The organism is Peribacillus sp. SIMBA_075, assembly GCF_046534585.1.
Genome location: NZ_JAWRYN010000005.1, coordinates 15688 through 30358 on the forward strand (window position 1 = coordinate 15688; position 14671 = coordinate 30358).

General features: G+C 38.9%; 13 protein-coding genes, 2 pseudogenes and 1 riboswitch. Of the genes and pseudogenes, 4 read left to right on the forward strand and 11 right to left on the reverse strand.

The window, feature by feature from the left end:
• Window positions 1-141 precede the first annotated feature (141 nt).
• The 4 genes from SB775_RS05880 to SB775_RS05895 form a co-directional block, all read right to left on the reverse strand.
• Window positions 142-405, reverse strand: coding sequence for a metal-sensitive transcriptional regulator (locus SB775_RS05880; RefSeq protein WP_061463458.1), 264 nt, complete (start codon window positions 403-405; stop codon window positions 142-144).
• 173 nt (window positions 406-578) lie between these two features.
• Entirely contained in the window at window positions 579-1022 is a 444-nt protein-coding gene (locus SB775_RS05885; protein WP_410860846.1) for an SRPBCC family protein, read from the reverse strand.
• An 823-nt stretch (window positions 1023-1845) separates the two neighbouring features.
• Window positions 1846-3276: an aspartate ammonia-lyase gene (gene aspA, locus SB775_RS05890; protein WP_061463460.1), complete on the reverse strand. Its 1431-nt coding sequence runs from the start codon at window positions 3274-3276 to the stop codon at window positions 1846-1848.
• A gap of 23 nt (window positions 3277-3299) precedes the next feature.
• Complete coding sequence (locus tag SB775_RS05895; protein WP_410860964.1) at window positions 3300-4289, reverse strand: asparaginase; 990 nt, start codon at window positions 4287-4289, stop codon at window positions 3300-3302.
• A gap of 228 nt (window positions 4290-4517) precedes the next feature.
• Between SB775_RS05895 and SB775_RS05900 the strand changes: the two genes are divergently transcribed.
• Window positions 4518-4919 carry a helix-turn-helix domain-containing protein gene (locus SB775_RS05900; RefSeq protein ID WP_410860847.1) on the forward strand — a complete coding sequence of 134 codons (402 nt, stop codon included), beginning with the start codon at window positions 4518-4520 and terminating at the stop codon, window positions 4917-4919.
• A gap of 631 nt (window positions 4920-5550) precedes the next feature.
• Here SB775_RS05900 and SB775_RS05905 read toward each other — a convergent pair.
• A complete protein-coding gene (locus SB775_RS05905; RefSeq protein ID WP_162878727.1) occupies window positions 5551-5718 on the reverse strand; it encodes a hypothetical protein in 168 nt (55 codons plus the stop codon).
• A 574-nt stretch (window positions 5719-6292) separates the two neighbouring features.
• Here SB775_RS05905 and SB775_RS05910 point away from each other — a divergent pair.
• Together SB775_RS05910 and SB775_RS05915 are read left to right on the forward strand one after the other, a co-directional pair.
• Window positions 6293-7272: pseudogene (locus SB775_RS05910) on the forward strand (IS1595 family transposase).
• Window positions 7273-7422: 150 nt separating this feature from the next.
• Window positions 7423-7914, forward strand: a complete 492-nt coding sequence (locus SB775_RS05915) for a DinB family protein (protein WP_098372726.1) — start codon at window positions 7423-7425, stop codon at window positions 7912-7914.
• Window positions 7915-8087: 173 nt separating this feature from the next.
• On the opposite strand, the gene mmuM is transcribed toward SB775_RS05915, so the two are convergent.
• The 6 genes from mmuM to SB775_RS05945 all read right to left on the reverse strand — a co-directional run bounded on the left by mmuM (window position 8088) and on the right by SB775_RS05945 (window position 13961).
• A complete protein-coding gene (gene mmuM / locus SB775_RS05920) occupies window positions 8088-9050 on the reverse strand; it encodes a homocysteine S-methyltransferase (RefSeq protein ID WP_410860849.1) in 963 nt (320 codons plus the stop codon).
• Window positions 9040-10434, reverse strand: coding sequence for an S-methylmethionine permease (gene mmuP / locus SB775_RS05925; RefSeq protein ID WP_410860851.1), 1395 nt, complete (start codon window positions 10432-10434; stop codon window positions 9040-9042). Before mmuP ends, mmuM begins: the two co-directional genes overlap by 11 nt.
• Before the next feature lie 82 nt (window positions 10435-10516).
• Window positions 10517-10619: riboswitch (SAM riboswitch) on the reverse strand.
• A 157-nt stretch (window positions 10620-10776) separates the two neighbouring features.
• Window positions 10777-11385 (reverse strand): flavin reductase family protein, encoded by a 609-nt coding sequence (locus tag SB775_RS05930; RefSeq protein ID WP_089363330.1) that lies wholly within the window; start codon window positions 11383-11385, stop codon window positions 10777-10779.
• Between the two features lie 18 nt (window positions 11386-11403).
• A complete protein-coding gene (locus SB775_RS05935; RefSeq protein ID WP_410860853.1) occupies window positions 11404-12012 on the reverse strand; it encodes an alpha/beta hydrolase in 609 nt (202 codons plus the stop codon).
• The gene (locus tag SB775_RS05940; RefSeq protein WP_410860854.1) at window positions 12012-12959 is read right to left on the reverse strand and encodes a ring-cleaving dioxygenase; all 948 of its coding nucleotides are present in this window, start codon (window positions 12957-12959) and stop codon (window positions 12012-12014) included. The genes SB775_RS05935 and SB775_RS05940 overlap by 1 nt, the downstream gene beginning before the upstream one ends.
• A 24-nt stretch (window positions 12960-12983) precedes the next feature.
• Window positions 12984-13961, reverse strand: coding sequence for a ring-cleaving dioxygenase (locus tag SB775_RS05945; RefSeq protein WP_410860856.1), 978 nt, complete (start codon window positions 13959-13961; stop codon window positions 12984-12986).
• A 245-nt stretch (window positions 13962-14206) separates the two neighbouring features.
• Here SB775_RS05945 and SB775_RS05950 point away from each other — a divergent pair.
• Window positions 14207-14559 (forward strand): annotated as a pseudogene (locus SB775_RS05950) (nitroreductase family protein); the annotation flags it as partial.
• Window positions 14560-14671 lie beyond the last annotated feature (112 nt).

The following is a 14671-nucleotide window of genomic DNA, read 5'->3' on the forward strand; positions in this document are numbered from 1 at the left end:
CACAAAAATAGGCCTCCTCCTGTAGAGACCCATTTAATAAAAAAATCCACTTCCCCACCAATATTCCCCAGTATGAACAGATTGTTTTATAATCATTCTCTTAATAATCCCAACTCAACATTAACATAAATGTAAATTGACTTACCGGCTTTTCACCAATAAATTCACAGCTTCCTTGACTAGTTCCTCGGGATTCTTTTCTCCGGTTTCATTAGCCTCCCGAACGCAATCTACAAGATTGGAACTTACAATTACCCCAATTGTCCTGTCGATTGCGGATCTAGTGGCAGATAACTGCGTTACCACATCTCTACAATCTTTGTTTTCCTCCATCATTTTCAATATCCCACGAAGCTGCCCTTCAATTCGCTTCACTCTATTCTTCATCTGCTTATCATATTCCATGTGAGGTCTGCCTCCTACCTGCCAATTACTTTTGAATCCTATCCAGACTTCATCATAAAACCCGTTCAGTTTGAAGTGAAGCTTGAATAAAAATCTTACAATTTATAATACATACCACTTAGGTATAATTGTCAAGTGCCAATGATCAATATTCCTAAATCCATATGTAATTTCTATTTTTGTACAAGCAGACTTTGTGCAATAGCCTCAGAAAACTCGATTATCATTTGGGGAACGTAGGTTTTTAACAAAGCATTGACAATCGGGGCTTTAGCACCTTTTGCCGTTATCGCCAGGCAGCCAGTCATTTTAGTCTGTCCACTGCCGTACTGTTCTGCTAAAAAATAGCCATGGCCCTCAAATTTTTCATTTAGCCCCTTAAGTTTAAATGTTACCTTATCGGGTTCGTTCCATTCCAATATATTCACTTCAAGTTTAATTTTCTTTTTCATTAGTCCCAAATCGCTTTTAAACTCCCATATAAGTGTCCCATCATTTATCATCTCATGATTGATATACCCTGGGACAAGAGGTGCCCAACGATCTATGCTACTAACAAAACCCCATACTGTTCTTATCGGAACCGGTAAAATGATACTATGCAATCCTTCTGACAAAGCACTTCCCCCTTAATCATTTTACTTACATCTTTTTAACATATGGCTGAACAATAAAGATTAGACCGGATAGCAAATTAGATTCCGAAACAAATTTTCACAATATTACTGTCGTATTTGTCTTTAAAAAAACTCTTTAAAGATAGTACACTATCAGCTCATAACTTTAATAAAGGCTGTTTTACATACTTTGTTGCTATTTACCAGGTAGTGAGTTGTGGTTAATTTCCCCTCCAGATGCTCGCTTTCCTCTCCAATCAACCTTAAATAGTTTCGTTTTAAAAATAACAATCTTTACGAAAAGAGCCTTAATAAAAGATATCTTCACCATTTCAAAGAATCGCCCCTCTGAAATGGAAACCATCCTTTTTGTATCGTGTTATGTACTCAGTATAAATGGATTATCGGGACCCATAATCTGCCTAATCAAGAGATCCGGTGTGGGCAGCCAAATCATAGTTGATAATACCACCTCCAAGGACGTTTATATTTTCAAAAAAGGTGATATTTTTTTGGAATAAACAATTATTTGCCATTTGGAAACTGGGCGAAGAATTCGATTTAAACAAATACAGAAAGAAGGAAGGAAGTGTAAACAATTGGAGAGCCGGGCCTAGCCGTAAGCAGCTATTTCGTTTCAAGAGGGGAACAAACGATTTAACGGTGGCTTAATGACACCTTTGACGATTGCATTACCGAGGATGACTGAGTGAAAATTTCACATTAGAATATTATTTACAAATAAATAACTATGCCTTTAAACCAATGGTCCGAAAGGCATAGTTATTCCATCATTATATAGATTAATATTATCTTTTACTGGTTATTCCCGATTGAAAAGAGACGCTCCCGCTATACCAGGCTTTGTCATCTCATAAGGATTTAAAATCAAATCCAGTTCTTCTTCTGTTAACACATCATACTGTAAACAAAGTTCACGAACTGATTTCCCCTTTAAAATCGCTTCACGCGCAATACGTGAAACCACTTCATAACCAAGGTGCGGGTTGACTGCTGTAATCACACCAACACTTTGTTCAACATAATCTTTTAAATGTTGCTCATTCGCTTCAATACCTTCTAAACAATAATCTGTAAAGACATTGAATGCATTATTCATTATGCTAATAGATTGTAGTAAATTGAATACAAGCACTGGCTCCATTACGTTCAATTCTAATTGCCCTGCTTCTGAAGCTAAGCATATTGTATTATCGTTCCCGATCACTTGGAAAGCAACTTGATTAATTAATTCTGGCATTACCGGATTTACTTTTCCGGGCATAATCGATGAACCTGGTTGACGTGCTGGAAGTGTGATTTCTCCTAATCCCGCTCTTGGTCCTGAAGCCATCAAACGTAAATCATTAGCAATTTTAGACATATTCATCATGCATACTTTCAATGAAGCTGACACTTCAGTATAGGCATCCGTATTTTGTGTTGCATCTACTAAATGTTCTGCTCCTACAAGTGGCAATTCACTGATTTCAGCTAAATACTTAACAACATTTTCAATGTAGCGCGGATCTGCATTTAATCCCGTTCCAACTGCGGTTGCTCCCATATTCACTTCATATAAATGTTGACGTGATTGACTAATTCTTTTGATATCCCGCTCTAATACGCGACTATAGGCCTCAAATTCTTGACCGAGACGAATTGGCACTGCATCCTGAAGATGTGTGCGTCCCATTTTGATAACATGATCAAATTGTTTTGCTTTATTCTTTAGGACCGTACTCATCTTTGTCATTGTTTGTATCAATTGCTCTAATAGTCTTAGTGTTGATAAATGAATGGCAGTTGGAAATACGTCATTTGTTGATTGCGACATGTTAACGTGACTGTTTGGACTAACATGTGCATAATCACCTTTGTTGTGTCCCATAAGTTCTAACGCACGGTTGGCAACGATTTCATTGATGTTCATATTCATCGATGTACCCGCGCCGCCTTGAATTGGGTCAACGATGAAATATTCATGCCACTTTCCATCAATCACTTCATCTGAAGCTTTAACGATAGCGCTTCCAATACCTTCATATAACCGTTTCGTGTCCATATTCGCTAAAGCGGCTGCTTTTTTAATCATAGCAAGTGCACGAATCATTTCTTCATTAACTTTGTAACCTGTAATCGGAAAATTTTCTACAGCTCGTAAAGTTTGTATCCCATAATAAACATCTGCTGGAATTTCCTTTTCCCCAAGAAAGTCTTTTTCAATTCGGTATGTTTTTTCATCTATTAACATTTCCTCTTGCCCCTTTGTATGTTCTAGAATGTAATGTCCTCTGCAATCGGTGTTTCCATCATTTCCTTCACCTTTTTGGGTTCCTGTGTTTTTGCTAATACCCACATCAACTTAGGAACGATGGCTTCTGTATTCATATTTCTCGAACGAATGATGACATTCTTATTTACTTTTCGTCCCACTTCGTATATATCCATATCCTCCCCTTCTTCTAAACATTGGGTAGTAATGACAACGGATATTCCACATTCGACCAACTCATTCAATTTCTCTAAAATATTTCTTCCTTGAAATGGAATACCGCCGCTTCCATAACTTTCAATAACAATTCCCCGATATTGATTTTTCAGAAAATCAAAGAATTCCGGCTTAATTCCGGGATGCAGCTTAACTAAAGCAACATCAGTACAAAGGGATCCATCTAACTTAGGTTCCTTATTCTTTAGTGAATGAACTGGCTTAAGATACTCAATTTTATCTTCATATATAGAAGCAATATAAGGATAATTAATACTTTCAAAAGAATCATAGCTTTTCGTTCTCAATTTAATGGCCCTAGTACCCTGGATGACTCTACCATCAAAAACTACATATACTCCTCCGATATCTTCACAAGCAAACCGAATCGCATCAGAGATATTTCTTTTGGCATCCGTCTTTTTAAAGGCGATCGGGATTTGAGAACCAGTAATAATTATCGGTTTCCCTAAATTTTGTAACATATATGAGAGTGCAGCTGAAGTGTAAGCCATTGTATCTGTTCCATGGGTGATGACAAAGCCATCGTAATCATGGTAGTACTCATGGATGGATTTTGCCATTTCTGTCCAATCCTCGGGCTGCATATTCGTACTATCAATATTCATCAAAGGCTTACTATCAATCTGACATTGTAAATCTAATCCCGGTAGGTGGCCTAAAATTTCGTCAGCCTTCATCTCCGGTACCAGTCCATTTTTCCCTTCTAACGAAGCAATTGTACCACCGGTAGTAATCAACATCAACTTCTTAATTTTTGACTTCAACTTCTCCAATATACTACCCCCTATAGAGCCTCCCTGTTTACCAATCATTCTAAGCATCTCAGAAAGGATGTACTTTGTGAATGTCTATTACGCGTACAACATATGTAATTATAGTCATGTTCCACTGTGAAATCAAGCGTAAGTTATTCATTACGCGTACACTTCATTGTAATATGATGTTATAATAGTTTTATATATAAAAGGAGAGTAATAAAGATGATTTTAAATAGATTAACTGCATTAAGGAAGGGCAAAAGGTGGTCTTTGCAATATACGGCTGATAGACTCGGAATCGCTAAGAGTACCTATGCAGGTTACGAATCGGGGCACCGCCGCCCTTCATTAGAAACAATTAATTTATTAGCCGGCTTATATGAAACATCCACCGATTACATTCTAGGTAGAGTAGATTATCCAGTTTTTCAGTCTGGAAATGCCACAGAGTCCAATCAAGTCATGGAATTAACGGATTTCCCAAACATGGAGCTAGCTGTCGATGGAACCTCTCTTTCTGAAGAAGAAATGATTCAATTTATTGCTTTTATTAGATCTAAGCGAGAATTGGAAGTAAATCGCAATAAACAAAATGAAGCAACAAGACATTGTGCTGAAATCTGATAAGTTGGACTTCTGATATAAATCTCGGCAGCAAATAAACGAAACCTGAGTATAGACTATCATATTCTGTAGCATTAAAAAGGTACCGGCCATACAGCATCAGCGTTCCTTAAAGTTATTCATGTCATTAGTATTTTTGAAGGTTTGGAATTGTTTTCACTATCTCCCTTATAGTTGGGAACTTCCGGGAGAAGGAGGCTATTAAGTTCATGAACTCCATTACTAAAAAAAAATCAGGTAAGTCGTCCTTGTTATGATTAATGTTGAGTTTTCACGTTTGTGACTCTCACCGCAATTAAGAATGAGTAAAAATTACTTACAGGTTTGTAGCTCTTCAATAAAATTTAGTTTTTATTAATTAATAGAAGAAAGTCGTCTTATTCAAAGATCAGATCATCCAATTTCATATCGATATAAAATGGAACGGAAAGACATATAAACATAAGAAATATCGGTTTAATACTCCGGCTTTTCCTTTTTATTTATTTGCAATGAAAGAAAAAACCATAGCAAAGCTCATGGTTTCCCCCATAACATAGCAATGAAATCTTTAAAAGTGAATTTTTAACGGCATCGGAAGTTGCTTAATCTCACTTTTAATAATGTCCCCACCTACATTCTGCTTCCCTGTTTAAGGCATCTCGTCTTCTTTTTCCCGATTTTTAAAAGCTTCATGTGTGACAATATCCTCAATCTGTTCATACTGTCGGCTGTGTTCCTTCTCTTCGCTTATTCTATTATTAGGTAAATTTCCAGGGTGACCTTTTTCTTTATGATTAAAATTTTTACCACGACTCATACTCATTCTCTCCTTCCTATTCTTGTTTGTTTAGTTTTCCCAAGCAAAAAAAAAATATGATTTAATTTCACTTTTTACTTTTTCGTTAATAACTGCTCATGCTGGCCCGACTTACATAAAGGATGTTTTTCAACGTTGTCACAAAGCATTTCGACTTAAAATGAACATGTGAATCCAAAACATGGCTGCAAAATCAAGTAAGCCCCAGTGTCAGTGAGTTGACGACTGGACCATCAATATTTGTCGAAAACGGCTCCCATCGTAAACTCACAGCAAACCCGGTCAGGACCCGAACAGCATATCTTAGCGATTATTTATATCCCGATCTTACACGCCTTTTTTTAAAGGCACTAGACAAAAATAAGCAAGGCGGCTGGTCCCGGTCTCTTTACATATTACTGAACCTGAAAAAAGAGACCAAAAAGAACAGGTACCGCCTGATAAAGACGCTTCCTGTTCTTTTTGTTTTTGGCTTTGTTAAAGAATAATGTTGTTATTCGATTCGATCGAACATTCGTTCTTCATTGAACTAAAATTACTGAGAGCGAGTGAGTTTTAATGGCGGTAAGCGGACATAATTAACCTAATCAAAAATCTAAGCCAAAGAGAACAGCAGCGATTGAAGGAGTTCTTCATAGGGAGTGCGGGAGAAACAGAGTCTGTATTCACTGATGTATCAGAACAAAAACACAAAGACGGCTACACCTGCACCCATTGTCAATCCACTAATGTCATTCGCTTCGGTAAATATCAGGTAATAACTACAATCAATACCATTGATTCGTCAAAGATACCGCTGCAAAGAGTGCGGTGAAACATTCACGATATGACGAACACTCCTCTTCACAGAACTCATATGCCTAGTAAATGGCTTCAGTTCATCGAATGTATGATTGAAGGGTATTCCCTTCGGAAATCAGCTAAACCCATTGTTGCTCATTATGTGACGCTTTTTATTGGAGGCATAAAATTCTAACTGCATTGAAACAGATGGATTTTGAACTTTTCGATGGCATAGTAGAAAAGAATGAAACCTATTTCCTCTATTCCGAGAAAGGCAAACGGAATATCCAAGTTGGAAAACCAAATTTACGCGGTGGTAGTTCGGAGTTTAGAGGAATAAGTACGGACCAAGTATGCGTTCTTATAGCCAGAGACCGCCAAAAGAGAACGTTTTCCAAAACAATAGGAAAAGGGTTATTATAAAAAAATTTTGGACGAAGCGTTAGGTTCCAAGCTATTTGCTTGGCGGGCGTTTATGACTTATGCCAAAGAAAAAGGAATTGAGCGTCAATCGCTATAAAAGCAAATGGTTGGAGCGAGTTAAAGGGATTTATCACATCCAGAATGTAAATAGTTATCACAGCCGTTTAAAGAGCTGGATGGAGCGTTTGAATGATGTATCTAGACCATTATTTGAGCTGGTTCCAATTCTTAGACACCATCAAACATCTAAAAGATAACTTTACGATAACCAAAATGGTTTTAGACAGTTGTTCTTTCTCAGTTAACACAACTTATGATAAACTGACATTACCAGAATTTTCCGAATGACAGAACGTTCATTGTTCCGTTAAAGGGCCAGTTTAATTGAACAAGGAATTGGCATGACACCTTAATTAGTGAGCTTTCTACAACACGCCGCAAATGAATTTTGACCAAAGGGAATATCTATTAAAGGGATTAAATTGGAGGGAATAGAAAATGGATGTAAAGACACTTTTGTTACAACAATGGGCAAGCTGCTTAGATGAAGAAGACTGGTTTCCACCACTTGAAAAAGTGCTAGAGGACATCACTTTTGAACAGGCAATTTGGAAACCAGCTGATGGGGCAATGAATTCCATTTGGGAATTAGTTTGTCATTTACTTTTCTTTGAAAAGAGATATCTGATGCGATTTCTTGGTGAAACAGCGAATGAACCACAGGCAGAAAATAATGACTCTACATTTCGATTACCTACTGAGACGTTAGAAAATTGGAAGGAAACAAAACAAGAATACTTTTATGTTCATCGTGAACTTGGAAAAATACTAGCAAAATCAGAACATGAAGATTTGTATAGACAGATTCCAGGAGATAATTCATTAGTGCTTGAACTAAAGAGTTTAGCAATGCACGACGCATATCATATTGGGCAAATTGTATTCCTTAGTAAAATGCAAGGTGCTTGGGCAGCGAAACGCAGCTTTTAAAAAAGCTTCATTAGCTTTACAGTTATTCCATTATAGGGGGGCTTTAATGGAATAAGAACGGGAACGTCCAAATCGGACGTTCCCAAATTTTATAGTTGAAAACAACAATACCACTTTACAAAGCCCTGTTTTTTATATAATGATTATTAAAAACAGTTGATATAGGAATAAAGCTATGAGGATACCACTTCGGAAGGTCGCCACTTTCTGGAAATCTCTTCAATATGATGGGGTGCCGTTCTGCAGCATCCTCCGATTAAACGTGCCCCAGCATGGTGCCATTCTTCAGATTTTTGTTCGAGCGTGTTACATGATTCTTGACCATGCCATGTTTTAGTTTGTGGATCATAGGTTTCACCAGAATTCGGATAAACTATAATTGGTTTTTTTGTGTTCGCACTTAACACCTTGATGGCGTCCGTGACAACTGATACTGGTGCACAGTTAATACCGATTGCTGCAATTTGCTCACTGTCCTCAAAGAACTTTGCACAATCCTCCAGCAATGTACCGTCACTTATTGCTTTCTCATTTTTCAAGGAAAAGGATAGCCAAGCATATACTTCTGGATAATCTTTCAATAATGAATTCAATACTTTTGCTTCTTGCAGGGATGGAATCGTTTCAAATGCTAAAAGGTCAGCACCTGCTTCAATCAAAGCTGATATTCTTATTCGATGAAATTCTGCTAAAGTTTCATCTGAAACACCATAGTTTCCTACATATTCTGAACCATCAGCGAGGTAAGCCCCATAGGGTCCTACTGATGCAGAAACCAATGGCTTAGGTCTATTCGTTTGCGTCTCTTCCTTCCAAAAATCATCTCTCGCTTTTCTTGCGAGAAACACCGTTTTCTGAATTAACTTCAGGGCCTCTTTTTCTTGTATTCCACGCAGGGAGAAACCTTCAACAGTAGCTTGGTAGCTTGCAGTTATCGCACAGTCCGCTCCTGCACGGAAATAGTCAGTGTGAACCCGATAAATCACCTCTGGATTTTCAAGTAATACACGGGCAGACCACAGCGGATCGTCCAAATCACACCCATACCGCTCAAGCTCTGTAGCTAAAGCTCCGTCCAGAATCATGACTGGATGTTCTCGTAAAATAGCGTCAATTGGGTTAATTTTATTCTTCAAGATCTACGCCTCTTTTCTTTGAAGTTTGTGTTACATAATAACTTCCATAGCAAAACAAAATAAATGGAATACCACAATAAAGCGCAATCCTTTGTGTAGGATCAAATGCAATTCCTATACAAGAAGCAAGACAAAGCATGAAAGAAATGATTGGTACAAGCGGATATAATGGTGTACGATAAGCCAAGTCATTTACTGAATTTCCTTCTTTTATAAATCGTCTCCGAAATAGGAACTGTGAAGCGCTAATACTCATCCAAACTACAACCACGGCCAGACCCGAAATGGACACAAGCACTATATATACAGTATCCGGTGCAATAACACTAGAGAATAGGGCTAAACCACCGCCCAACATACTGAAAATGACCGCATATATCGGAACACCTCGTTTTGTTAATATTGCGAATATTGGTGATATGGTTTTCTTATCTGCAAGTGACCAAAGCATTCTGGAAGAGGCATATAGACCTGAGTTTGCAGCAGACAAAATGGCAGTTAAAATAACAAAGTTCATAATATCCGCTGCATATGGCACTCCAATTCGTTCAAGAACGGCCACAAAGGGGCTCTCTAATACGCCTGCATCCGAAATAGGCAATAATGCGGATAATACAACGATGGTTCCTACAAAAAAGATAATCAATCTCCACAATGTCAGTCGAATTGCCTTTGGTATCGTTTTTTCTGGATTCACAGTTTCTCCAGCTGCAATTCCGATTAATTCAGTTCCAGAAAATGCAAAATTCACTGCAAGCATCGTCATGATAATGGCAAAAGCACCATTAGGAAATAACCCTGCACTTATAAAATTGGAAAATAGCGGTGCTGATTGAGAGTTAGTCATTGGTATAAAACCTACCATTGCAGCAACTCCCAAAATAATAAATATCACGATCGCAATTACCTTTATTGACGCAAACCAAAATTCAGATTCAGCGAAAAACTTGACAGTCAGCGCATTTAATACAAAAACCAAAATGGCAAATAGAGCACTCCAAATCCAGACATTGATTGATGGATACCATCTTTGCATCAACAATCCAGCGGCCGTGAATTCCGAACCTAGTGCAACAGTCCAGGTTAGCCAATACAACCAGGCTACTGTATACCCTGTCCCAGGTCCAATGTATTTGGCTGCATAGCTATGAAACGCACCTGTCTCGGGCATATGTACTGCCAGTTCACCTAAACATAGCATGACCAGATAAACCACTAGTGCCCCTATCAGATACGAAAGGATAGTGCCAAACGGGCCAGCCTGTTGAATCGTATAACCCGTACTTAAGAATAAACCAGTTCCAATCACCCCCCCAAGCGATAGCATGATTAAATGCCGTGCTTTCATTTCCCGTTGAAATTCATGCTTCATTTTGTTCTCCATTCATACTCCCCTTCATCCTGCATCCAGAAAAAACGAAAACGCACTCTAAAAAGAGTGCGTTACTGACAAATAAAAACGTAGGGTCTCATCTATCAGGGTTTCACCCCCTGGAATTAGCACAGTGTCGTAGCAGACCTGTTGCTGAGGTTTCATAGGGCCAGTCCCTCCACCTCTCTGGATAAGAAATTTATTTTTTATTACTTTATCAATCTATGAAAAAATTGTCAAGTATTTGTTTTGAATTGTAAAGACTTGCTTTTTTGCGGGCAAGTCGCTCAAGACTTGGAGATAACGGAAGATAGAAAAAAAGACGACATCTTTTTAAAGGTGTCGCCACAATTCTTAAGGACGTTCCAATTCAAATAATTCTCCTAGTTTTGTATAGGTATGACCCGCTAATCTTGCTACAGGTTTTAGCCCATTCTGGTCTATTCGGCCATTATGGTAAATATCTTGCTCTATATGATAGCAGACTATTTTCCCTATCAATAAATCACAACCGGGTTTCTTCTGGGAACCTGCCAATGGTATCGCATGCTCTAATATGCACTCAAAGCGTACCTTTGCTTCTTGCAATCCTGGTACGGATACCTTATCACTGACAGCCGGCGTGAAATTGGTAAGACCCAATTCACTTTCGTCAGATGGGAGTTCCTTCGCCGTTCGATTTGCATCAGCCACATTATTCTCATCAGTGATATGAACAACGAATTCACCTGTTTGAATTGCATTTCGAGCCGTGTCCTTTGAAACTCCTTCTTTCCGTTGAACAGAAATGGAAATCATTGGAGGATTTGAGCTGACTATGTTAAAAAAGCTGAACGGCGCTATATTGATTGTACCGGTTTCGGATTGTGTCGTAACCAAGGCTATAGGTCTCGGTATAATGCTTCCAGTCAAAAACTTATAATTATCCCGTTCAGTAAGACTTTCAGGATTAACAGAAATCATCTTCATTCCCTCTCATTCTTATAAAAAGTTCTTTTGAAACCATGAACCCGCTGCCTCAACCTCTGAACGTGTTAACTGATGACCGTAATTTTCCCATTGAACATCAACTGTAGCACCAGCTTGCAGTAAAAGTTGATTAAGTTCATCAGTTTCTGCTGTCGGGCAAATCGGATCGTTTTTACCTGCAGCAATAAATACAGGTATACCCGAAAGGGACGGCAAAGCAATCCCTCGTCTAGGCACCATGGGATGATGAAGAATCGCCCCTTGTAGTGCCCCTTCGAAATGGAACAGCAAACTTGCCGCTATATTTGCACCATTGGAATAACCTAATGCTACCACTCTTTCACGGTCGAAGTCATATTTTTTGGACGCTGATTCCAAGAAGTCATAAAGCTCCTTCGTACGAAAGATCAAATCTTCTTCATCAAAAACCCCTTCGGATAACCGGCGGAAAAAACGGGGCATTCCGTTTTCAAGTACATTTCCCCGTACGCTCAATACGGATGATCCCGGTGAAACCATTTCCGCTAATGGCAAGAGATCTGTTTCCGTTCCTCCAGTGCCATGTAAAAGCAAAAGCAATGGCGCTTCTGGATTACTTCCTTTTTGAAAAATATGCTTCATCATTTATCCTCCTCAAGTACTCTCGGCACTGCCGGCAGTAACGTTTTCTCCATGATTCCCCTTTTTTCTTCAAGCCATGGCGGCAGCATTAATTTACTACCCATCGTTTCCTTCGTTTCATCATGAGCGAAGCCAGGTGGATCTGTGGCAACTTCAAAAAGTATACCTCCATCTTCCTTGAAATAAATGGCATCGAAGTATTGACGGTCTGTAAAGGGTGTCACACCATAGCCATGGTTGGCGATATGCTCCCTCCATTCTTTATGATCTTCATTATCGATTGCACGCCATGCAAGATGATGGACAGTTCCCACTCCGATGTTCCCATTTGGCAAAACCGTTTTTTTAACATCTATCAAATTTCCGATGTCCGATGTGGATTTGAAGCGGATGTAATCGCCCTCTTCCCCAATTTTTTGCAGGCCCATCACTTTCTCTAATAGTTCCATCGTTTTGATCGGTTTTGACGTCAATAATACGGCACCGCCGAATCCCTTGACCGCCTTGGAAGCTGGTACACCGCCGAATGACCACTCGCTATTTTTCCCTTCTTTACGCTCAACCAGTTCAAGTTGCAAACCATGGGGATCTTGAAATTCTAGATATTCCTCTCCAAAACGTGAAACTTTCTCGAATACTATATTAAACCTGTTCAACCGCATTTCCCAGAAATCCATTGAACCTTCCGGAACCGCATATGTTGTAATCCCCACTTGTCCAGAGCCAATTTTCCCTTGGTATGCCGCAGGCCAAGGAAAGAAAGTGATGATGGTCCCTGGTGAACCTGATTCATCCCCAAAATATAAATGATAGGTTCCTGGGTCATCAAAATTGACGGTTTTCTTGACCATGCGCATTCCCAATACCCCAGCATAAAAATCCACATTCTCTTGAGGATTGCCTACAATTGCTGTTATATGATGTATTCCCGCGGTTTTCTTTTGCATGCCGATTACTTCCTTTCCCGGTGATTAATTTGTTGATTTTGTATTCAGCGGTTTTAAATTCGATTCAATATCCTGTCTTTTCGATTCTAAAAAAGGTGGTAAGGCAAGGTTTTCACCTAGGTGCTGCTCTGCTTCATCCACAGTAAAACCAGGCCCATCTGTCGCTAGTTCAAATAATATGCCATTCGGCTCCCTGAAATAGAGGGAACGAAAATAAAAGCGGTCTACATAACCCGAGTTCACAAAATTCGATTCACTAATTTTTTCTATCCATTTTCTCAGTTCCCCTTCATTATCCACCCGAAAGGCAACATGGTGCACTCCGCCCCTCCCCAATCGTTCTCGAGGGATGTCCTTCCTCTCTTCGATATGGATTTCCGCTCCTGTTCCCCCCTCACCTGTCTCGTAAACGACAATCGGATTTTGCCCCCTTAAAGAAGATGGGTATGTTCCTGATTTCCGGAATCCCAACACCTCCGTTAGTACGCTTTGTGTCTGGTCAATATTGGGTACAGTGAGTTTTACTGGTCCTAATCCAATGATGGAAAACTCTTGCGGTACCGGGCTTCCATCCCATGGTACACCTACTTGAATTCCGTTACTACCCTGATCGGAAACCAGAAGAAGCCTTTGCCCCTCAGGATCTTTAAAAGAAAGCACCTTTCTTTTAAAACGGGTCGATATTTCATCATGCTCAACATTGCATTCTACAAACCGTTTTTTCCAATATTCAAGTGCTCTATCATCCCTAACCCTTAAAGAAATTTCTGAAATGCTATTGTTTCCTTCGTGAGTGCGGGCAGCATTGGGAATTTCAAAAAACGTCAGTTCTGTACCCGGTGACCCAATTTGATCTCCATAAAATAAGTGATACACACGAACATCATCTTGATTCACCGTTTTTTTAATTAATCGCATCCCTAACACTCTCGTATAGAATTCAAAGTTGTTTCCCGCTTTAGCTGTAATCGCTGAAACATGATGTAATCCTTTTAATTCCATCTGTACCACTCCTATCTTTATAAATCTCCCCTTACGGAGATGAATTATCCGAAAATAATATCTCGAATTCGAGATATCCAACTAGAGGTAAATTACTTTTAATAAAAATATCTTGATTTAAAGATAAATGATAGTGATTTATTTGTCAACCTTTCTTTCATTTAAATATTTCACCCGCATTCACTTATAATAAAATATTAAAACCAGGTCAAAATAAGTCGGTATAATTAATGGAGGTGTGATATTTTGGAAAAACGGTAGAAAAAAAGAAGTCATTTAAAAATGGTTTTGGTATGGTTTTATTCTTTTAAGACCAAGCCATATGATGGGCTTCAAGAACAATTCAAAACGTATGCCGATAACTTTCCGATTTGGTCGAACCAAACATCTGGCATTTTACAATTTGCGTATGGACTTCATTGGAAATCGAGGGGTTTTGTGCAAGCCTTCAGCATTATAATCCCTTAATCGATAAGAAGTGAAGAAGTCATGGGATATTCCTCGGGATTGGAAACCCATCGTACATATGCCCTTTGGAAAACCCACTGCAGAACCTGGGGGTAAAGAATTTTCACCTCTTGAAGAACGGGTAAAATAGTAGCGATAATACATTAACGGGCTGGCTCTATTTGCCGAGCCAGCCCTTTCATTTATCACTTTAATAATCCGGTAATGTTGCAAAGAATTTTGAAAATATCAGTGATGCAAAG

Coding starts and splice junctions, on each gene's coding strand:
- SB775_RS05915 (WP_098372726.1), top strand. CDS start 7,423: ATGGATGTAAAGACACTTTTGTTACAACAATGGGCAAGCTGCTTAGAT.
- SB775_RS05900 (WP_410860847.1), top strand. CDS start 4,518: ATGATTTTAAATAGATTAACTGCATTAAGGAAGGGCAAAAGGTGGTCT.
- SB775_RS05940 (WP_410860854.1), bottom strand. CDS start 12,959: ATGCAAAAGAAAACCGCGGGAATACATCATATAACAGCAATTGTAGGC.
- aspA (WP_061463460.1), bottom strand. CDS start 3,276: ATGTTAATAGATGAAAAAACATACCGAATTGAAAAAGACTTTCTTGGG.
- SB775_RS05880 (WP_061463458.1), bottom strand. CDS start 405: ATGGAATATGATAAGCAGATGAAGAATAGAGTGAAGCGAATTGAAGGG.
- SB775_RS05930 (WP_089363330.1), bottom strand. CDS start 11,385: ATGATTTCTGTTAATCCTGAAAGTCTTACTGAACGGGATAATTATAAG.
- SB775_RS05935 (WP_410860853.1), bottom strand. CDS start 12,012: ATGAAGCATATTTTTCAAAAAGGAAGTAATCCAGAAGCGCCATTGCTT.
- SB775_RS05945 (WP_410860856.1), bottom strand. CDS start 13,961: ATGGAATTAAAAGGATTACATCATGTTTCAGCGATTACAGCTAAAGCG.
- SB775_RS05905 (WP_162878727.1), bottom strand. CDS start 5,718: ATGAGTCGTGGTAAAAATTTTAATCATAAAGAAAAAGGTCACCCTGGA.
- mmuP (WP_410860851.1), bottom strand. CDS start 10,434: ATGGAGAACAAAATGAAGCATGAATTTCAACGGGAAATGAAAGCACGG.